Consider the following 20079-nt stretch of genomic DNA (forward strand, 5'->3'; position numbering starts at 1 on the left):
AATTATTTCCCTATGCAATAAAGGTTCTTCTCTCCACGGATATAAATTTTCCCGTCAGCAAAAGCCGGTGACATATCCGATTTCTCTCCCAGTGCAGGTGCACCAATCTCAACATATTCTTTGTCTGCTTTAAAAATGTGCATTACACCTTCCCTGTCAAGCAGATATATTTTCTCATCCACCAAAATTGGCGAAGCATAAAAGCCATTATCAAACTCCTGTTCCCAGCGAATTTCACCAGACTTAGCATCGTAGCAAACTACAGCTCCATAACTGGTCACAATAAACAGATTTCCTTCATAAGCAATTGGGCTTGGTACATCCGATAAATAATCATATGCTTCCCAAAGCACTTCCGGATTTGTACCCGGTTTGATAGCAACCAAACTAGCGTATTCATTCAAAGCATAAACAATTCCATTATCATAGGCTATAGAAGGACCAACTTCACCTGTAATGCAATCCAAACTCCATAACTCCTTACCTGTCTGAACATCGTAAGAAGCAACAGAAGGATCCGCAGCCAGTATCACTTCAACATTTCCTCCATTTTGAACTATTACAGGTGATGCCCATGAAACTCTAACCTTTCTCTTTGTGCTCCATACTTCATCTCCATTAGCTATCGAAAGTGCCATTACTTTTGCAGCCTTTTTGTGATCGAACTGAACAATCAGCTTGTCTTCAAATACCAATAAGGATGAAGAATGACCATAATGATTACTAGGAACACCTAAGTTCTTTGCCCATTTCTTTTTTCCTGCAAAGTCTAAAGCAACGATATCGCCATTAGCGAAAATGGCAAATACAGATTTTCCATCGGTAGTAACTGTAGATGCAGCATGTCCAGTATCCGGCGTTACTTCAGGTGATTTTGCAGGAGAACCAGCAATTCCCTCAACCTTAGCTGTCCATGCTAATTTACCATTATTTCTATCGTAGCAATACACTTCTCTTTGAGAAGCATTGGCACCAGATAAAAACAACTTATCTCCCCAAATTACCGGAGAATTGTAGGCATGAATAGGAACAGGCACTTTCCACAATACATTTTTATTGCTTGCTCCATCCCAATCGGTTGGGATATTGGTTTGATATCCGATTCCATTACCTCCAGGACCTCTGAATGATGGGAAGTTTTCCATCATCTCCTTGGTAGGATAGTCTGCCATTGTAGATTTAGGAGTTTTTTCTATTTTATTATCTGTTCCTTCAGAGTGATCTACCGTTCCTTGTGCTTCCTCAAGCATTCCTTCGGAGTGATCTACCGCTCCTTGTGCTTCCTCAAGCTCTCCTTCGGGATGATCTTCCACTCCTTGTGCTTCCTCAAGCACTCCTTCGGGATGATCTTCCGTTCCTTGTACTTCCTCAAGCTCTCCTTCGGAGTGTTCTTCTATTCCTTCTGATTTCCTGGCTATATCTTGAATATGATTTTCAGCATCTTCGACCTGCGTAGGATTAGAATCAGCCATTAAAGCAGCTTCTGTAAATTTATTTCCCAGTTCTTTATGAGTTAAAAATGCAAAAAGCAAGGTAATGCCAACCAAAACAAATCCACCTACGACAATCCATTTGCGGGCTTTTTCTCTGAAAAGAACAATATTCTCTTCTTCTTTCTCAGTAACCTCTGGTAATTTTTGTTTTCCAGCATAAAACATTTGCAATGCAATAGCAGTAACAATTACTCCTAATAGCAACAAATATCCTCCGGCTTTCACTTGCCATTGATTGGTAAAATATGCTTTACGTACCAATAAATCCATCTCCCGAATTTGTTCTCTTAATTGAGTATCACTTGGATTCTCCTCTAATCGTTGAACCAAAGAATTGATCAATTCTGTATTGACCGGATCAATACGATTGATTTGAATGTAATTTACCAAAACCAACATGCAAATGATGAAAGAAAATGTTCCAGCCACAATGGCTATGTTTCTCCATAAGGATAGGTTGATTTTTCTTATTTTGAATTTGTTACTCATATTGTAATTATTTAACCACAAAGGATTCTCAAAGTATATTTAAAGACACTGCCAGGTTTTTAAAACGCTGTCAGGTCATCTTTTATTTCTCGACTGGACAATATTTCAAGCACCTGGCACAGCTCACACAATCTCCTTTGTCTGGTGTATAATCTTCACGATAGCGATAAGTTGATAATCCTGCTAAAGCTAAGCCGAATACCAAACCTATAAAAGCTCCCAAAATCCAAGAGCCATAATAGAACTGCTTCATAATATCCGCAGCTTCCAGATACAATTCATTCACCGTTTGACCAGATGTTCTAAAGCCTTCTATCTCCAATGTTTCTGTCATAGTTTGAGGATCGAAATGCAACATTTCATCCGCCAAGCGAACTTTTGTGTTTACCATAGCCAGGTTCTCATGGAAATTTGAAACAGTCCATCCTCCAATAATCATCAAAGCGGGAACAATTAGGCTTAAAAGAATAAATCTTCGAGTTGCAGAACGTTTATCCTCCATTTGTTTCACTTCAACAGGCTTGTTGATCGCATCTAAAGGACATGAATTATCACATAACTTACATTGAATACAACTTGCAGGTGTTATTGTCAAATGATTTTTGGATACTCGGCTGACGAGATTTAAAATCACGCCGTAAGGACAAAGAAATCTACAATATGGACGTGCTATAAAAATGCTAATCAATAGGAAGGCAGCACCAATGGCAAACATGAAAAATGTTGCATTGAATCGGAATATACCAACAAATGGATCGTATCTGCAGATGATGAAATCGGTGGCGGTAGCTGCGTATAGAACGGATAATCCCAAATAAATATATGGAATGAGTCCCAACACTTTCTGTAACCATTTCTTCAAACTCACAGGTCTTAACAAAAAGACATCCTGAATGGCTCCCAAGGGACAAACACCTGCACAGAAAGTTCGACCAAAGAATAATGTAAAAACCAAAGGAATCACAAAAAATGCCAATGCCGATAAAGGGATGTGATAGCCGGGATTAAAAAGTGCGAGTACAACATTTTGAACCGATCCTACAGAACAAACGCATCCTTCTCTGAAGAAACCAAAATACAGAATCGAAAACAAAGAAATGGCTACCACTCCTGTTCGTGATCTTTTCTTTAAAATGAACCAGGTAATTAAACTCAATGATGCGATTAAAACAATTACATCAAGATAGACAAACAATCCATCTCTTGGTGCTGGCATTGAGGTTACTGGCTGTGTATATCCTGATTCAAACTCAGGTTTAGGAAATCGTTGCGTTTGAGCAAAAGCAACAAGATCCATTAGTAGTAATATCAATAATGAGATAAAGGCAAGGCTTTTCTTCATTTCTTAAATCTTTTTGTTGGTTTTGAAGCCTGTAAACTGGTAAGCTTCTTCAATAGGAACTCTTTTAAATGCATCGGATGGACAATCTTGTGCAATGGCACATTGATTGCAATTCACACACAGATCATGACTGATCTGTAATTGCAGAGAACCATTTCCAAATGCACCGCAACCTTTCACACATTTGCCACAGCCAATACACAATTCATCAATGATATCATACTTAAAATAAGGATCCTCAACATAAGTTCTCTTTATAGCACCTGTTGGGCAAAGCTGATTTTCTGCTCCTGTAGACAAATCCTTCACATTTGGTCTGAAATATCCTCCACATAAATCGCAATATCCACACATATCATACACATGAATACATTTGACTGCCGATGGCGTTACCACACAACTTGTTGCACAACGTCCACATTGAGTGCATTTAGTTGGATCTAACTGCCAAAAGAAATCCCCTTTTGCGCTTTTGTTAACCAAAACTCCCGCAACTCCCACGATGCTGGCTCCTGCTGCAAATCGAAAACAAGTATTTATGAATTCTCTTCTGTCTTTTTTCATCGATTACCAATCCTTATTAAATAGTCTAAAAAAGTTATTGGTCTTGTTTGTACTTTATGCCTTCTGGCAAAGTACATCCTTCCAAACTCTTGCAATCTTTGCACATATTTTTAAAAGTGCAAGTCTCTTCGGTTGTGTTGTTTCTATAAATAAAAACACCACTCATCACCGCAAGTCCTCCAAGAATCAGACTTCTCATTCCATTTCTTAAAAAATCTCTTCTATCCATTTTATTTTGCTTCAAATACTCTTATCATTTTCTTCACTGGATCCAAAACATAGATTCTGTCCTCTGAATCAACAGCCAAATCAATACCTACAGTTTTTTCCTCGAACAGATCGGGAGCGGCAACAACCGATTTAAAATCGCCGGAAGGAAGATGAATTTTCACTCTTTCAATTCCCTTCTCTACAGTCACAAATGAACCATCGGAAAGCATGGCGATATTGGAAGGATTACAACAGCCACTAAAACCATCAACACTCATAGATGTTCTGTTCCAAGATGATATTTGATCTCCATTAGTATTGTAGGCTTCAAATGCATGTCTGCCCGGATTCACTGCCCACAATTCTCCTTGTCTGCCAATTAGTACATCGAAATATGGACTTGGGATCACAAATCCCTTTATTCCTGCTTCCTTATCTTGTTCACCAATCTCTTTAAGCTTATTTCCATCCATATCGTAATGATGAATGATTTTTTGTCCTGCATCAGCAATGAATATATTCTCCCCCTGAATGGCTATTGATGTAATGAAAGTCCTATCACCAGCTACCAAAAAGCTATTTTTTAAACTGCCATCAGGTTTGCGAATATCAACTCTGTTTCTCATGCCTACTGCAATATTTCCATCTTCGGTAATCGTAAGGCAACGGGCACTTTCTCTTAATTTTAAGGCATTGATCTGTTTCCCATCAGAGCTATATACAAACACATTCTTATCTGTACTGATATAAATTTGATCATTTTGATCGATCGCAATTCCATGAACACCTTCGGCACTCAATCTAATTTGCTTTGTCTCTTTATGACTTATTAGTTCGGGATTTATCTTTTTCAATTCCGCCAAATCGTATTCATAGACATTCTTCTGTGAATTTTGCGTATCAACAAAGAGATCCTTTGCCATAACGGCGATTAAAATCACTAAAAGAACAACCGACAACCACAATACAAGCTTGTTTTTCATCTGTTTATATTTTAATTGGCTCTTATATCAATACAAAGCATGTGTTTGGAATCTCTCATTAACAATCTACCATCAGTAATCACCAAAGGTCCCCATGCATCATGTCCATCCAATATTTTAGTTTTATCCAGTAATTCAAATTCCTTAGTTGAAGCTCTTGCAATAGTCATTGTTCCATCATCTTTAAGGATGAAAAACTTATCATCAGCAATTACATATGGACCCAATCCAAATCGTTCACTTGTTCCGCTTGTCCAAAGAATATTTGTACAATCATTCGGATCAACACAGACAAATCGATTTCGTACTCCGCCGGCATCCTTTGGTAAAATTGAAAACATGCGATCCTTATAAACCACAGGAGTTTGCTGCTCGGATGCAACACCATCTTTTGGTTTAAATTTCTGTAAAGTTTCCACAGTATAGCTATCTCCTGATTTTTTCACCTGAAGTAATATTGATCCTGCACCATATCCAGCGGTCATGAATACTTTACCATTCTCGAAAACAACAGGTGAAGGAGCCACTACCGAAGGAGCAAAATCTTTTGTCTTCCATAGAATTTGTCCCAAATCATCACCTTCTGCTGAAACTCCAACAATTCCACCAACTGCAGCATAAACCCACATCTTTTTACCATCCAAAGTCATTGGCATGATAGAAGAGTGTGACATTTTCCAATTGTCTGGATTTGGTGTTTCCCACAGCACTTTACCTGTGGCACAATCCACTCCTATCATCAAAGATTTTCCTCCTGGAGCCAAAATGGCAACATTATCGACAATAATCGGACATTGACCTGTATACCAAAAAGGTATTTCGGACATGTATTCTTTTACCAAATCGATTCCCCAAAGAAAATCACCTGTATTTGGGTCGATACACATCACATGACAGCGAGGTCCCATGGTAATTAAATACTTGTCGTTAATGGCAGGAACAGTTCTCGATATTCCGTGGTTACGTTTAATGCGAACACGATACCATCTTCTCCACAATTCCTCTCCTGTTTCCAATGAGAAACAACGCAAAGCATCTGCTTTTTTCACCTCATCGTAATCTAATACATATACCTTACCATTATATACAACAGGCGCTGCATGTCCTTCTCCCAAATCAACCTGCCAGTCAATTTTCGGTCCTTCTCCCCAGGAATTGATCAATTTATTTTGATCCTCAGAGATATTATCAGATTTAGCTCCTCGAAACTGTGTCCATTTTCCTTTTAAATCAGAAGTAAATTCTTTGAAAAAATCGAAACCTTCCCCAATGACCACTTTTCCTCCACTTGATGCACTCTCCTTAGGTCTGTTATCCAAACCCGGAACACTTGCATGCATATCTTTAACAGGATTGTAAGCCAACCAATACACAAACAGAACTATTGCAATAACAATAGATAAGAGGATTAAACCTTTTTCGCTTCTTTTCGACAGCATATACTTTATCGTAATAAACCTGACGGGTATCAGAAACCTGTCAGGTCTGAAAAATAATTTATGATTCTTTTATAGAATAAGCCATTAAAACATCTTCATGACGAACATACATCACTCCATCTTTAATTACTAAATGTGACCAATGCGGACCTTTTCCGTAAGGAACTTTAAATTCGCTAATCACTTTAAATTCTTTAGGATTTGCCTTTACCAAAGCAATGTTTCCATCTTTTTCATCGTAGCAATACAACATCCCTTCTGCTGAGATAATAGAACCTTTATTCTCCCATTCGGTTTCGAACATTTTCTCACCGGTATTCCAATCCAAACAGCACCAACGTCCCATACGATTGTGTTCCCAGTTGGCTCCATAGATGTAACTATCGACCAAAACAGCACCTCCATGATGAACGTCCAATAAGGAATCAACATACGCCAATTCAACTCCTGATGCATCTTCGTTTAAGTCTAACATTACAGATTTGTGATCGTATCCGTTAGTTACATATATCTTACCATCCTTATACAAAGGAGTATTGGTATTGATATTTGCTTTCCATTTGCCGCCAGCATATTTTCCGTAATCGAATTGCCAGTCAATGTTTCCATCAGATGGATTTACACCTATGATATTGGTTTCGGTAACTGTTACGATTTGCTCCTTACCATTTTGGTTAATTAACAAAGGAGAAACATAACCAGGTTTATCATTTATGCTTTTTGATTTCCAAACCGTTTCACCAGTCATTTTATTAAGTGCAACCATAGTTGTCTTCTCTCCACAAGGAGTAAAATACACCAAATCTTTCCAAAGCAATAAAGATTCAGATAATCCCCAACGACCAAATTCACCTTCAAATAGATCACTAGCTTTTACTTTCCAAGTTATTTCACCAGTATGCGCATTAATACAAGCCAAATCGCCTTTACCACTTGATAAGTAGATTCTATCATCTTCAATAGTTGGTGTTGCGCGACTATCGGTAAAAGTACCATCCCAACCTCTACCATAAGGAATTTGCCATTTTTCCTTACCATTTAGATCCAAGGCAATTAAAATATCCATTGAATCCTTTAATCCGGTAAAGTAAATTGTATTGTGCGCAACTGCTACTGAAGAATATCCGACAGGAATACTATCCAAATGCCATAACATTTTTGGACCATCTGCTGGCCATTGCTTCAACAATCCAGTTTCCTGATATATTCCGCTACGATTTGGTCCGCGCCAATCGCTTGTTTCAGGTTTCAAAGTACATTGACTTAGGATTAAAATAGCTAATGCTCCAAGAATTAAAATACGTTTCATAAGATTAGGGCTTATTATAGATTTATGTAGTGTTCTAATTAGCTTTTAATGAATATATCATTAAAGAATTTCCATGACGAACATACAGGCGCTTGTTGTGAATTACAAGATGTGCCCAATGCTGCTTTTGTCCGTACGGTACTCTAAAAGAGCTTACCTTATTAAATGAATCTTCGCTAACATCAACCAATGCAATTTCGCCACTATCTCCATAACAATACAACATGCCATCAGCGTAGATTACGTTTCCTTTTGACAGCATTTTAGCAGCAAACAATTGCTCACCAGTTTTCCAATCCAAACAAAACCATTGACGATTTGAATGACCCGAGCCATAAATTTTACCATCCAAAAGAATGGCTCCTCCCATTTGGTTATCCAAAGTTTCATTTCTCCAGACTTCCGCCACACTTGATCCATCTGCAGAAAGATTCAACATTACTCCACCTTTTCCATATCCGGTAAAACAATAGATCATACCATCTTTATAAATAGGAGTATTGGGATGAATTGAATATTTATTTGGGAAATCAACATTCCATAGGAACTCACCGGTATCAGCATCAATACCGATAATGTTATTTTGAGTATGAGTAACCAAAAGTGATCGGTTAGGTAGTTTTACCATTGCAGGAGAACAATAGGCTGACTTGTCTCCATTTCCTTTTGCTTTCCAAATCAAACTTCCATCTTTTTTATTTAATGCAACCATACTAGCTTCATCTCCACCAGGTGTACAAAACAACTTATCACCATCGACAAGTAAGTTTTCAGTCACTCCCCAACGGATATTTCCTCCATTGAATTCATCCAGCATGTTTTTTGACCAAAGCTTGTCACCATTAGAAGCGTTCATTGCAACCAATTCTCCATAACCACTATATACATACAGCATTCCATCGTTTACCATAGGTGTTGTTCTTACGCCATCATAAGAATCCATCCATTCTTTTCCATAAACACTTTTCCACAATTCATTTCCTGTATGATCTAAAGCAACAATGAAACCATTGTCACCTTCGGTTCCTGATGTATAAACTACATCTTTGGTTACAGCTGCAGAAGCATGTCCTTCTCCTAAATTATCAAAATGCCATAAAAGCTTAGGACCATCAACTGGCCAACTTTTTAACAATCCAGTATCTGGATATTTACCATCTCTGTTTTCACCACGCCATTGTGAATTATTCTGAGCGAATGTTGTTGTAACAATTAATATTAGGGCAAACGAAATAAGGTATCGTAACATGTTCTTTTTTTTTATTGATTGAAATCACCTAAAGATACTGGCATTTCATCTTTATTTATTCATACTATTCAATTCTTCACTAAATCTATTTTAGGTCTAAATAAAAACGAACAAAATTCAGCAACATCTTTTATACCAAAAGATCAAAAACCTTATTTTACAAAGTACTACTTCAACTCTTCTTATTTAGAATCAAAACAATCTTGTACGATTTCAATACACCGCTGTACGTAAGCGAACTTAAAAGACCCTCAAGTCTTATTTTATTTACAATATCAAATAAAATGACCATGAGCAATTAAGTAATATTATCGCTTAAACAAGCCAATTAAGACTTATTTTAACAAGTTTTTAACGCATCTGCAAAGGGTAAAATTCCATGATAAAAACAAAGCATATCAATAATTACATTATCTTGTTATGCGTATAACTAAATTGGACATTTAATATTAAATTACACTTCGATGAAAAATCCTTTCTTCACTCTTTTGATCCTATTGATTGCTGTATTCTCTAGCTGTCAATCGGAACAAGCAAAAAAACAATATGATGCTATTCCTGAAAATACCAATAAAATAACGGTAACTGAAGCTATTCCAGGAAGTACTTATACCTATTTAAATGGAAGCAATGGAACAAATAACATTTGGGTAGCCATTCGCAATCAACCCATCGAAATTGGTAAAACATATTATTATACAGATGCCTTGGAGATGAAAAACTTTCACAGCAAGGAATTGAACAGAGATTTCCCTTCTATATTCTTTCTTAATTCTATTTCTGAACAAGCAATTCAAGGAAAAGCAATCCAGGGAGAAACAAAAATGAGCACCTCTCCTATGATGAAAAATCCAGCTAAAAAAATTGAAGTAAAAATGAATACTAAAGCTGGAGTTACTAATTTGTCCGAACTCTTCGAAAACAAAAATAAATTTGAAGGAAAAGATATTATTGTACAAGGTAAGGTGGCAAAATTCAACAAAAATATATTGGGTAAAAACTGGATTCACATTCAGGATGGAACAGATTTCAATGGAGAATTTGATTTAACCATTACAAGCAAAGAAGTTGTATCTGTGGGAGAAACAATTGAAATTAAAGGCAAAATAGCCATCAACAAAGACTTTGGAGCTGGTTACACTTATGATATCATTATGGAAAATGCAACACTCCAATAATAATTTTTCATAAATTTTATTGTTATATTAAATATTTTTTCTAAATTTAATATAGTAATCTCAATTACTACATACAACTGATAATACCCACTAGAAAAAGCGACTAGCGTCGCTTTTTTTCTTTCACAGAACAACATTCTATTTTTTCTCCCTCCTAATGAAAACCAAAACCTTTTAAAGATTTGCTTTTTATTCATGATTGAATTGTTAATTTTAAATCGTATTCCAATTTGATTTTCATGAAGAAAAACCCTAACCAATACATTCCCCGATTAAGCTTATTGCTGTGTTTGCCATTATTTCTCGTTAATTGTAATCCAGACAATCAAATACTATATCAATCGGAACATTTCTCCTTACACCCCAACCGGGTTGAACAAGGTGATCTCACTGCTATCGCTATTAATGATGAATCTATAAAATCTAACTATCCAATTTCGACTCAATCCAATGAAACCATTTGGGAATTGAGTCAGAACCTAGACAGTTTGCCAAAGTACGAAAGTAGTTCAAGTCTACTTAATGCACTTTACAAGTTAGCTTTAGATGAATCTGAAATGATTATTTCTAATGACACTATCTTTACATCAAATAAAAAAATACAAGCTGCCAATACCAGTGATCTGGCATATGCAACCATACTATCCATGGCAATAACACATCCAAAAATTGCCATGAAAAACTTATTAAATAAAGTTAAACATGGCAAAATCGTTCAAAACTCGGGAACAGGTGGTTCATGGCCCATAAGTAGCGATCGAATGATATGGTCAACAGCTGCCTGGGAACTGTATTTAAGTACTGGCGATTTAGATTGGTTAAAAAAAGCATATTTTATCATCAAGAATTCTACTGAAGATGATTTGAATGTAATTTGGGATTATAAAAATCATCTCTTTAAAGGAGAAGCAAGCTTTTTAAACAAAAGAGAACAGAGTTATCCTGCCTGGATGGAACCAAAAGATATTGCAGAATCCTACTCATTAAACATACAGGCAATTCATTACAATAGCCTGAAAGTTTTAATTAAGATGGGTAAAATATTGAGTAAGGATACTCAGAAATACGAGCACGTAAGCCATGCTTTAAAAGGCAGTATTAAGCAAAAATTCTGGCTTACTGATAAAAATCGTTACTCACAATTTCTTTATCAATCAGATCATTTAAGCGCTTCCAAAAAATCAGAAAATCTAGGAGAAGCAATGCTTGTTTTATGGGACATTATACCGCTGGAAAGAAAAACTGCTATCGTAAACAACACTTCTGTTAGCGCTTATGGTATTTCTTGTTTTTCTCCACAAATTGCAAATGTTCCTACCTATCACAACAATGCAATCTGGCCCTTTGTACAAGCCTTTTGGAATCAGGCTGCTGCCCAAACCAATAATATGGAAGCTGTTCACTGGGGATTGTCTTCTAGTTTAAGATCTACTGCTCTTTTCCTTACCAACAAAGAGTACTTTCATATGACTACGGGTGATTTTAAAAACAGTGAGAAAAACCAGGATGCTCACCTAAAAAGCTCTACCGGTTTATTGTCAAACTATTATAAAATTCTACTTGGCTTACATTACAAAGAGAACCAATTGGAATTCCATCCATTTATTCCAAGGGAATTTAAAGGTCGACAAAAACTAACAGGATTAAAATATCGTAACACAACTCTTGATATTGAAGTATTAGGCTTTGGAGATAAAATAGCATCATACAAATTAGACGGCACACACTATAGAACTGCAATTGTTCCTAAAGATTTAGAAGGTCATCATAAAATTACCATAATGATGAACAACATAATTGCGCCTAAATCTTCATTTAAAACAAGCGAACCAATAATTGCTCCAAGAACCCCTGTTCTGACTTACAAAGATCAGCAATTAAATTGGACAGCAATTGATGAAGCAGATCATTATAAAGTATATCAAAATGGAGAATTACTTCTAAAAACACAAGACACCTACATGTCTGAAGTCCAATTCAATGAACCAGTAGAATTCATGGTTCAAGCGATAGATAGCATGGGAAATTCATCTTTTTACAGCAAGCCTCTAAAATTGTTTACATCAAGCTATCAAAAATTTTTAGAAGCTGAAGATTTCCTTATTCACAGGAAAAAAAATTACGTTGAATTCAACAAAAAGGACAATCGTATTTACTATTTTCAAGTAAAAGCACCTAGAATTGGAACTTATAACATTAGCTTTTTATATGCCAATAGTAACGGTCCTATCAACGATGGAGACAAGTGTTGCACAAGAAGTTTTTGGCTAAACAATGGGTACCTGGGAAGTATTGTATTCCCACAAAGAGGAAAAAACAATTGGAACAACTATGGTTACACCAATTCCTTTACGGTTGATTTAAAAAAAGGGAACAATTTTTTTAAAATTAGTTATGAGGATTTCAACAAGAACATGAATGAAAAAATTGATAAAATAAGAATAGACAAAATCAGATTATTGAGAAAAGAATAAACAATATTCCATGAAAATAATTTTGGAAACAGATAGACTTACACTACGAGAATTCATACTCTCAGACGCAAAAGCCATGTTCGAATTAAATGCCGATCCTGAAGTCGTAAAATACACGGGGGATGAAGCTTTTAAATCTCTAGAGGAAGCCAAACTTTTTCTTTCGAACTATACAGATTACCAAATCAATGGTTATGGTCGCTGGGCAATGATTACAAAATTAGATCATGAATTTATTGGCTGGTGCGGATTAAAACTAAATGAGGAGTTGCATATAGATCTTGGATTTAGAATTTTTCGTAATCATTGGAACAAAGGATACGCAAGTGAAGCTGCAAAGGCTTGTCTTGATTATGGTTTCAATCATTTGGGTTTTGAAAAGATTATTGGCAGAGCTGTAAACGATAACCTTGCCTCCATAAAAGTATTGGAAAAACTGGGTATGAAATTTTGGAAAAATGATACTTGCCATGGCTTCGAGAACGCCAGATACTATCAAATTACAAACAATGAATACAAATTACAAAATAAGAAAGGCTAAACCAGAAGAATTCAAACACATTGGCTCTTTACTGATTAAGGTTTACTCACAATTGGATGGATTTCCGAAACAGGAAGATCAACCTAACTATTATTCTATACTTTCCAATATTGGTGAATTAACCACGAATCCGCACATCGAGCTATTAGTAGCTGTAAATGCTAACGGAAAAATAGGTGGAGCAGTAGTATATTTCAACGATATGCAATATTACGGTTCTGGTGGAAGTGCTACGCAGGAAACAAACGCATCTGGATTCAGATTATTAGCCGTTGATCCTGAAGCACAAGGAATGGGACTTGGCAAGCAACTAAGTTTAGAATGCATCCGAAAAGCAAAAAAATTGAAACAAGCTCAAGTCATCATCCATTCAACCAAAGCCATGCAAGTTGCCTGGAAAATGTATGAAAAATTAGGCTTCAAGCGTTCTCTTGATTTGGATTTTATGCAGGAGGAATTGCCTGTGTTTGGTTTTAGGCTACATTTATAATTGATTCTCAATACTTAAAATAAATTCAGCCGAAACAGAAAAGTTTCGGCTTTTGTTTTGATGCCTGAATCTCTTGTTATCATTATGAAAAATGAATATATTTGATTACATATCAATAAACTTATTTATGAAGAACACCATCTTACTTCTATTGGCAGCAATACTATTGTGTAGTTGTCAAACCGATCAATCTAACACCTTAGGTTTGGAATTTGCTGCTGAAGATGAAATGATTCCAGTGACACGCCAAACCAAATCCATGGCAGCTCCCAATCCAAATACTCCCATCTTGCAACAGAACACGAGTGCAAAAATTATCAAAGATGGAAATATGAGTCTGGAAGTGAATGATATTCACGCCTCAAAACAACAAGTAGATTCTTTATTACATCAAAATAAAGCTTACTATTCCAATGAAAGATTCAACAATTCAACCTACGAGTTCAATTATATTTTAACATTAAGAATCCCAAATAATCATTTCGAACTGTTTATTGCTTCTCTGGAATCTGGAAATGCCAATGTCACTTTCAAAGAAATTACAGCACGAGATGTAACCGATCAATTTATCGATTTGGAAGCTCGTTTAACCAATAAAAAGAGCTATTTAAAGAGGTATCGTGAACTACTTTCAAAAGCCAAAACAATTAAAGAAATTCTCGAAATTCAGGAGAAAATAAGAAATCTGGAAGAGGAACTAGAAAGCACTGCAGGTCAATTAAAATACTTAAACGATCAGGTTAACTTTAGCACACTTCGATTGGTCTTAACACAAAAGAAGGATTACAAATACAAGCCAACGGAACGTGACAGTTTCGCTGAAAGATTAAAACAATCTTTCTCAAAGGGTTGGAATGGATTTGTTGATTTCATTCTAATTGTAATCAAAGCTTGGCCATTCTGGTTTATCCTTGCAGGAGTAATTTATGTATTCCGCAGAATAAGGCGAATAAAAAAACTAAAAAAGACAGACTCTTCGAAATAACACAAATATCCGGGTAGATTGAAACATCATGATTTGACCTACTCGGATTCTACAATTATAAACCTGCAAATGAGTCTCATATTGAAAACGAACAAACTCTTCTCCCTTATTAACATCTCAATTGCTTTTCTTATTTTAATTTTCGATCTGATAATTTATATTGTACTGGGTATGATGTTAATGAATTATGATGATTCCTATGAGGAAAGCAAAGGTATTTACTGGAGTTACGAGAGCATGACTTCTTCTGAAATTTTATCTTCATCTGCTTTTGCAGCCTGGAATCTTATCAATTTGATTTTTATTGGATTTATCCTTTATAAATTGATTAGATACCTCAAACAAAAATGAGATTCAGTAAACCAAATTTCATTCTTACATTCTTAAAAAAACTTGCTAAAATGAATCCTCAGACATCGTTTGATCCAACAAATAAAAATAAACGAAAGCCATTAGAACAATAAGAATATAAGTCCATCTTAATTTCAACCTTTTCAAATCTTTAAATATTGATTTTGCTCCCAATTTTTCATTTTTAACAATTTGGGTGTTTGCCAAAAAATCTCCTATTCTCCTCTGAGGATAAATCAAACAGATTATTACTTCTATTGGCCAAGCAACACAAATGGTCAAATTACGAACGAAGCACTGCAATTCACTTGCATTCTCGCCAGTTTTTCTGTCAATTACCTGAAATCCCATTATTCTTTTCGCCAGACTTTTTCCACCAACAAAATCTTTATTCAAATAAAGAAAGACAAATGAATAAAAAATAAAAATTCCAAATTCATTGCTCATCATATTGGGATATTCTGTTCCAATCAAAGCCAATATTATCATCAGTGGAACTATTATACCAATCATTATAGCATGATCGAGAAACATACTTATTAAACGACGATCTTTTGGAATAGCACTTACTCTACTTTTAATTGAATCTTCCATAATTCTTTTAATCGTTGGAAAGAACAATTTCATACTTCCCTTTCTCACTCACATCAAAAATGAACTGACACATTTTTCTTTGATTAAACCCTGTCTTTATGCTATAGTTAATTTCACAGGTAAACGGACACTGATAATGACTAATTGTAAACTTTTTACCCAATTGCATAATCTGACCATTAAAATTACGAATCTCTAAATCATCAGGCATAAAATCGGTCATAGAACTCTTTATTGAAAAAAGAATCACTTGATCACTTTCATGCCCTTCAACTTTTTTGATACTGTAATTTAAAATTCCTGATGATAACGTTACTCTATATGGTTCATCAACTTTTTGTTGTCCCACATATTCATCATTCTTCCAGTATCCATTCAAAATTTGTTTTTTACCATTTACAGTATATTCAAACTTCCCTTTCCCTTCTTTACAACCACTTTTAAAATATCCTTTAAAGACATTTCCATTACTGTAAACATACTTACCTTTCCCATTTGGTAACCCATCCTTAAACATTCCCGAATAAGAATCTACACCTTTTGATTTTCCTTTTCCATTGGCCAATCCATTCTGACAATTGCCAACGTATTCACCAGCTATCTTTTCATGTAAAACCTTACAGGTTATATCTTGTGCATGTACACAATTCACATGATACAATAGTATCAGAATTAAGCTCACTTTTTTTATCATTTCCCTACTGACTTAACTTGTGAAAATAACATAATTTTGATAAAATTCTTCCTAATTAAAAAACGATTACAACACTTTCTCTATCTCACGAACAAGCTCCCTTCCATCTCCATTCATAACATTACCTTCCTTATCAAGTTGCTGATGAATACCATCTAGAATCTGATGAACTTTCCCTTCCTTAGTAAGAATAATATTTTTTGGGTATGCGGTAATGCCAATCTTATCAATTAAGCTTCGGGCATTGGTTAAGTGCTTAAAAGTAAACCTGTGATTTTTAAAGAAATGATCCAATTCCTTTTTATCATGAAATGATATGGATAAACAAATCAACTGATCGCCATATTCTTCCTGAATACTGCTAAGTGCAGGCATTTCTTTAATACATGGACCACAACCTGTAAACCAAAAGTTCATTAATACTACTTTACCCTTCAATTCCAATAAGCTCACCTCTTCTCCATCAAGAGATTTCAGACTAAAATCAGGAAACTGTTTACCAAACAGGCTGTATATTTTCTCTGCCGATGCATTTGGAGAAAACCTGATGCCATTTAATACCCTTTCAAACTTATATATATAAACAATTGTTTCACCATTTTGAATCGAATCCAGTATCGTTTCTTCCAAACTCATTTGCATACCTGATTTCTCAAACTTCTTTATCTTCACCTGCTTCATCATCTCATATTCCGAACCAGTTAAAAGTTGAGTTTTCCCAAGTTCCTTATACAATTTCTCTTGAGCAAATGCGTGCGAACATGCGATAAGTAAGAAGCTGATTAGTATTAATTTTTTCATATTTTTCTTCATTTTGCAATCCCTATCCTTTTTAAAAATAATCATTAAACATCTTCATCCTTACGCTCTTTCACATATTTCAATACAGCTTGCATATTTGTAAAATCATGCTCACTACTAACCTCCTCAAGCCAAATATTTACCTTTATACCGCTTACCATCTCATATTCCATTCTCACAAAACCATATTGTTCAGAATAATAACTCTTGAGTATGGCAGTTCCAATTTTTGAAATGGCAGTACTTTTAATTACATAACAATTCAAACTACCTATACTCGTTTGAAGCTTACATTGCTCACATACTTTGTAATGATAAATCAATCGTAGTTTTCCTCTCCATTCACCCCACAGTTTATTACTCCAGGAGTTTGAAATCTTCATTTCATCGCTCCACTCCTGTCCCATTTGCAATGGCAATTTCACGTAAGGAAAAGGACAGGTTTCTAAGGCGCCAAAAAAGCCTGATCGCATCGGATGCAACCAAACATTCTGCTCATTCTCCACCAATCCGGTAGAGGATATGGATGAAAACACCGGATCTTCCAAATAGAGAATCTCTGTTTGATTCTTATTGGTTCGTTCCTTACTGATCACCGGTTTAACCAAGAGGTGTAATTTATTAACTCCAATGGAATCTTTATCAGCATCAACCAGGTCGAATCGACAAGCCGAAGCCATTCCATTGTTGGTCTTCAACTTCCACTTCACGCTATCAATCACAATCTCGTAATCGAATACGAAAACAGATCCTGTCTTGTATATTTTGTTATTTCCATCTACATTATCTTTCTCGATAACAAGCGAATTGTATTGCTGAGCAAAGCTGAATTGCCCAATCATTAAGAATAGAAAAATGAATGTTGCTTTCATAATTTAATTCACCTTATTTAAATACAATTCTGAACGTAGTTCAATCAGAATCTATCTTACTATAAAAATTCTAATATCAATTGTAAAAACTCTCCTTAAGATTTTTAGCCTGATTCTTAGCCTGCTCATCATCATTAAATTGAAAAGTATTCGCATAAACAGAACAAATTATAAAATTAGCAGCTTCTCTCCATGCCTGTTTGTCTTTATAATATTGCTCCCTATCCTCTATATCCAATATTAATTTTGGAAATACCATTCCCTCATTCTCCATCTTACTTGTATAAACGGCTTTTTTAAAATAATCGGAATAACTTTCCAAAAACAATGATTTCCTATTCCTATCAAGCATTTCAATTATTGAATCTTTCATATATTTAGGATTATTAACCACTGAATAATCATTGAACTGATATTGAACAATATTACCAGTTTTAAATCCTTCCATAGCTTGAAAATTAGCAAGAGTATATCTACATAATTTACCTTTAAACATACATTCTTTCAACAAAGTCTCTAACTCCTGGTCATATACTAGTTTATTTTCCAGATGCTTGTAAATAGGAAACTTACTAACAAAGGATGAATTTTTTGAAACCCTCTTTTTTAAACCCTTAAACTGATAGTAGTGTACTATAGGCAAATACAAAGCTGAGGTATTTATACTAAAGTTTGAATATTCATTGTCTTTCACACCTTTTAGTATCTGCTTAATTTTACCTACGTTCAACATTACAACCCTAAAATACTCTTCATTATCAAAATACTTTTTCCCATTGGCTATTTGATCCGTCTTTAATATTTCATCACACTTTTTATACAATTCTTCATCTTCTTGAATCGACTCAACATTTGAGTATTCCGATGAAAACTTTTTAATAAATGGATATTTCTTAGCGTAATTCTTTTGATACAAATCAGTAAAAACATTCATAGCTTGGCTAGTATCGCCAAGTTTTAAGGACAAAACTCCAAAATTGTATTTCTCTCTTGCATGAACTTTAACATCAATCAGAAATAGAGAATCGAAGTACATTTTAGCGTTTTCAAAATCGTCCTCACATAAACACAACTCCGTCTGATTTGCGCAAGAAGTGTATTTTAAAAATCTTTGCTCCAAACCTTCTTCTGGTTTGATACAGCTATATGTAATCAAAAAAACAGTAAGTAATAATATAAAGTGTTTCAATTTTTATTTTTTTATTGTTATAAAAACTCTTCTGATACATCGACTCATTCTCTTGTTTCTTAACCTTTTGAAGCTAAGACATAAGTTTGCATACAATGCCTATTTTTTTAGTCCTAACTTTTAACAGTGGCATTAGCCACAATTTCCTCATCAGTAATCTTACGGAAAGAGAACTTGTATCCCTCATAAATGGCAATACCATAAAACAACAGGTCAATTGGGCTCCCCGTTTCAACTAAAAGCGATGGTACCAAACTCCAGTCAATTTGGCTAAGTATTGACATAAATGATAAGCCTTCCTGAGTGGCGATATAACTAACAATTGTAAAAACATTTCCTAATAAACAGCCAACCAAAGAAAGTGCTGCACCAATGTATCCGAATATTTTATCCATGCCTTTCCCGGCAATTCGCATCGAAAAACCAACCAGGAAACCAATAGCAACAGCCATCCATCCTATCTGATAATTGGTAGCAATGGTTATGGCAGCCCAAATACCTGCACCTATAATTGCAGCAAGAGCACCCGATAGAGAGCCGAACAGTAGGTTTTGCTCCAGTTTTAATTCTTCCAGATAGCGTTCTAGTTTGCCTTCATCAATCTGTACTTCTGCAGAAACAGCTTCCTGCTCGGATGTAGCTTCCATGGCTACTTGATTTTCTTCTTGGGTTTTAGGTTCCATTTTGTTTATTTTTTGGGTTAGATAATTTTATTGGTTTGGGTTTATTTCTTTAAATCATTTTTCTCTTAATCATTCACTAATCAACATTTCTCCTCTGGCGACACTAAAGGCGACACTCGACAAATTAAGTTCCATTCACACTAATGAAT

The 20079-nt window shown here is 35.2% G+C and carries 19 protein-coding genes; 5 read left to right on the forward strand and 14 right to left on the reverse strand.

The features are described from left to right. Window positions 1-2 precede the first annotated feature (2 nt). From GCQ56_RS15345 to GCQ56_RS15380, 8 genes are all read right to left on the reverse strand, one after another. Complete coding sequence (locus GCQ56_RS15345) at window positions 3-1982, reverse strand: PQQ-binding-like beta-propeller repeat protein (protein WP_152735415.1); 1980 nt, start codon at window positions 1980-1982, stop codon at window positions 3-5. A gap of 82 nt (window positions 1983-2064) precedes the next feature. Next, complete coding sequence (locus GCQ56_RS15350; RefSeq protein ID WP_152735416.1) at window positions 2065-3324, reverse strand: 4Fe-4S binding protein; 1260 nt, start codon at window positions 3322-3324, stop codon at window positions 2065-2067. Between the two features lie 3 nt (window positions 3325-3327). Continuing rightward, the gene (locus GCQ56_RS15355) at window positions 3328-3888 is read right to left on the reverse strand and encodes a ferredoxin (protein WP_152735417.1); all 561 of its coding nucleotides are present in this window, start codon (window positions 3886-3888) and stop codon (window positions 3328-3330) included. A gap of 34 nt (window positions 3889-3922) precedes the next feature. Further along, a complete protein-coding gene (locus GCQ56_RS15360) occupies window positions 3923-4117 on the reverse strand; it encodes a hypothetical protein (RefSeq protein ID WP_152735418.1) in 195 nt (64 codons plus the stop codon). A 1-nt stretch (window position 4118) separates the two neighbouring features. Beyond that, the gene (locus GCQ56_RS15365) at window positions 4119-5081 is read right to left on the reverse strand and encodes a hypothetical protein (protein ID WP_152735419.1); all 963 of its coding nucleotides are present in this window, start codon (window positions 5079-5081) and stop codon (window positions 4119-4121) included. Window positions 5082-5092: 11 nt separating this feature from the next. Further along, on the reverse strand, window positions 5093-6520 hold the full coding sequence (locus GCQ56_RS15370) for a PQQ-binding-like beta-propeller repeat protein (RefSeq protein WP_152735420.1): 1428 nt from the start codon (window positions 6518-6520) through the stop codon (window positions 5093-5095). Between the two features lie 58 nt (window positions 6521-6578). Continuing rightward, a complete protein-coding gene (locus GCQ56_RS15375; protein ID WP_152735421.1) occupies window positions 6579-7829 on the reverse strand; it encodes a PQQ-binding-like beta-propeller repeat protein in 1251 nt (416 codons plus the stop codon). Window positions 7830-7863: 34 nt separating this feature from the next. After that, window positions 7864-9078 (reverse strand): PQQ-binding-like beta-propeller repeat protein, encoded by a 1215-nt coding sequence (locus GCQ56_RS15380; RefSeq protein WP_152735422.1) that lies wholly within the window; start codon window positions 9076-9078, stop codon window positions 7864-7866. Window positions 9079-9542: 464 nt separating this feature from the next. Here GCQ56_RS15380 and GCQ56_RS15385 point away from each other — a divergent pair, with 464 nt between their 5' ends. The 5 genes from GCQ56_RS15385 to GCQ56_RS15405 all read left to right on the forward strand — a co-directional run bounded on the left by GCQ56_RS15385 (window position 9543) and on the right by GCQ56_RS15405 (window position 14746). Continuing rightward, window positions 9543-10256 carry a hypothetical protein gene (locus GCQ56_RS15385; protein ID WP_152735423.1) on the forward strand — a complete coding sequence of 238 codons (714 nt, stop codon included), beginning with the start codon at window positions 9543-9545 and terminating at the stop codon, window positions 10254-10256. Window positions 10257-10495: 239 nt separating this feature from the next. Continuing rightward, window positions 10496-12730, forward strand: a complete 2235-nt coding sequence (locus GCQ56_RS15390) for an amylo-alpha-1,6-glucosidase (RefSeq protein ID WP_152735424.1) — start codon at window positions 10496-10498, stop codon at window positions 12728-12730. Between the two features lie 10 nt (window positions 12731-12740). After that, window positions 12741-13271: a GNAT family N-acetyltransferase gene (locus GCQ56_RS15395; protein WP_152735425.1), complete on the forward strand. Its 531-nt coding sequence runs from the start codon at window positions 12741-12743 to the stop codon at window positions 13269-13271. Next, a complete protein-coding gene (locus tag GCQ56_RS15400) occupies window positions 13240-13761 on the forward strand; it encodes a GNAT family N-acetyltransferase (protein WP_152735426.1) in 522 nt (173 codons plus the stop codon). Before GCQ56_RS15395 ends, GCQ56_RS15400 begins: the two co-directional genes overlap by 32 nt. 127 nt (window positions 13762-13888) lie before the next feature. Further along, entirely contained in the window at window positions 13889-14746 is an 858-nt protein-coding gene (locus GCQ56_RS15405; protein WP_193323805.1) for a DUF4349 domain-containing protein, read from the forward strand. Window positions 14747-15142: 396 nt separating this feature from the next. On the opposite strand, the gene GCQ56_RS15410 is transcribed toward GCQ56_RS15405, so the two are convergent. The 6 genes from GCQ56_RS15410 to GCQ56_RS15435 form a co-directional block, all read right to left on the reverse strand. Next, complete coding sequence (locus GCQ56_RS15410; RefSeq protein ID WP_193323806.1) at window positions 15143-15691, reverse strand: RDD family protein; 549 nt, start codon at window positions 15689-15691, stop codon at window positions 15143-15145. A 7-nt stretch (window positions 15692-15698) separates the two neighbouring features. After that, window positions 15699-16385 carry a hypothetical protein gene (locus tag GCQ56_RS15415; protein ID WP_152735429.1) on the reverse strand — a complete coding sequence of 229 codons (687 nt, stop codon included), beginning with the start codon at window positions 16383-16385 and terminating at the stop codon, window positions 15699-15701. Between the two features lie 66 nt (window positions 16386-16451). Further along, complete coding sequence (locus GCQ56_RS15420; protein ID WP_193323807.1) at window positions 16452-17186, reverse strand: TlpA disulfide reductase family protein; 735 nt, start codon at window positions 17184-17186, stop codon at window positions 16452-16454. Window positions 17187-17230: 44 nt separating this feature from the next. Beyond that, complete coding sequence (locus GCQ56_RS15425) at window positions 17231-18058, reverse strand: hypothetical protein (protein ID WP_152735431.1); 828 nt, start codon at window positions 18056-18058, stop codon at window positions 17231-17233. A gap of 76 nt (window positions 18059-18134) precedes the next feature. Further along, window positions 18135-19247 carry a hypothetical protein gene (locus GCQ56_RS15430; protein ID WP_152735432.1) on the reverse strand — a complete coding sequence of 371 codons (1113 nt, stop codon included), beginning with the start codon at window positions 19245-19247 and terminating at the stop codon, window positions 18135-18137. A gap of 113 nt (window positions 19248-19360) precedes the next feature. Then, window positions 19361-19930, reverse strand: a complete 570-nt coding sequence (locus tag GCQ56_RS15435) for a hypothetical protein (RefSeq protein ID WP_152735433.1) — start codon at window positions 19928-19930, stop codon at window positions 19361-19363. Window positions 19931-20079 lie beyond the last annotated feature (149 nt).

Source organism: Marinifilum sp. N1E240 (genome assembly GCF_009295825.1).
Lineage (GTDB): Bacteria > Bacteroidota > Bacteroidia > Bacteroidales > Marinifilaceae > Marinifilum_A > Marinifilum_A sediminis.

Excerpts from the sequence above, each read along its gene's own strand:
- GCQ56_RS15345 (WP_152735415.1), bottom strand. The coding sequence starts at position 1,982 with ATGAGTAACAAATTCAAAATAAGAAAAATCAACCTATCCTTATGGAGA.
- GCQ56_RS15350 (WP_152735416.1), bottom strand. The coding sequence starts at position 3,324 with ATGAAGAAAAGCCTTGCCTTTATCTCATTATTGATATTACTACTAATG.
- GCQ56_RS15355 (WP_152735417.1), bottom strand. The coding sequence starts at position 3,888 with ATGAAAAAAGACAGAAGAGAATTCATAAATACTTGTTTTCGATTTGCA.
- GCQ56_RS15360 (WP_152735418.1), bottom strand. The coding sequence starts at position 4,117 with ATGGATAGAAGAGATTTTTTAAGAAATGGAATGAGAAGTCTGATTCTT.
- GCQ56_RS15365 (WP_152735419.1), bottom strand. The coding sequence starts at position 5,081 with ATGAAAAACAAGCTTGTATTGTGGTTGTCGGTTGTTCTTTTAGTGATT.
- GCQ56_RS15370 (WP_152735420.1), bottom strand. The coding sequence starts at position 6,520 with ATGCTGTCGAAAAGAAGCGAAAAAGGTTTAATCCTCTTATCTATTGTT.
- GCQ56_RS15375 (WP_152735421.1), bottom strand. The coding sequence starts at position 7,829 with ATGAAACGTATTTTAATTCTTGGAGCATTAGCTATTTTAATCCTAAGT.
- GCQ56_RS15380 (WP_152735422.1), bottom strand. The coding sequence starts at position 9,078 with ATGTTACGATACCTTATTTCGTTTGCCCTAATATTAATTGTTACAACA.
- GCQ56_RS15385 (WP_152735423.1), top strand. The coding sequence starts at position 9,543 with ATGAAAAATCCTTTCTTCACTCTTTTGATCCTATTGATTGCTGTATTC.
- GCQ56_RS15390 (WP_152735424.1), top strand. The coding sequence starts at position 10,496 with ATGAAGAAAAACCCTAACCAATACATTCCCCGATTAAGCTTATTGCTG.
- GCQ56_RS15395 (WP_152735425.1), top strand. The coding sequence starts at position 12,741 with ATGAAAATAATTTTGGAAACAGATAGACTTACACTACGAGAATTCATA.
- GCQ56_RS15400 (WP_152735426.1), top strand. The coding sequence starts at position 13,240 with ATGAATACAAATTACAAAATAAGAAAGGCTAAACCAGAAGAATTCAAA.
- GCQ56_RS15405 (WP_193323805.1), top strand. The coding sequence starts at position 13,889 with ATGAAGAACACCATCTTACTTCTATTGGCAGCAATACTATTGTGTAGT.
- GCQ56_RS15410 (WP_193323806.1), bottom strand. The coding sequence starts at position 15,691 with ATGGAAGATTCAATTAAAAGTAGAGTAAGTGCTATTCCAAAAGATCGT.
- GCQ56_RS15415 (WP_152735429.1), bottom strand. The coding sequence starts at position 16,385 with ATGATAAAAAAAGTGAGCTTAATTCTGATACTATTGTATCATGTGAAT.
- GCQ56_RS15420 (WP_193323807.1), bottom strand. The coding sequence starts at position 17,186 with ATGAAAAAATTAATACTAATCAGCTTCTTACTTATCGCATGTTCGCAC.
- GCQ56_RS15425 (WP_152735431.1), bottom strand. The coding sequence starts at position 18,058 with ATGAAAGCAACATTCATTTTTCTATTCTTAATGATTGGGCAATTCAGC.
- GCQ56_RS15435 (WP_152735433.1), bottom strand. The coding sequence starts at position 19,930 with ATGGAACCTAAAACCCAAGAAGAAAATCAAGTAGCCATGGAAGCTACA.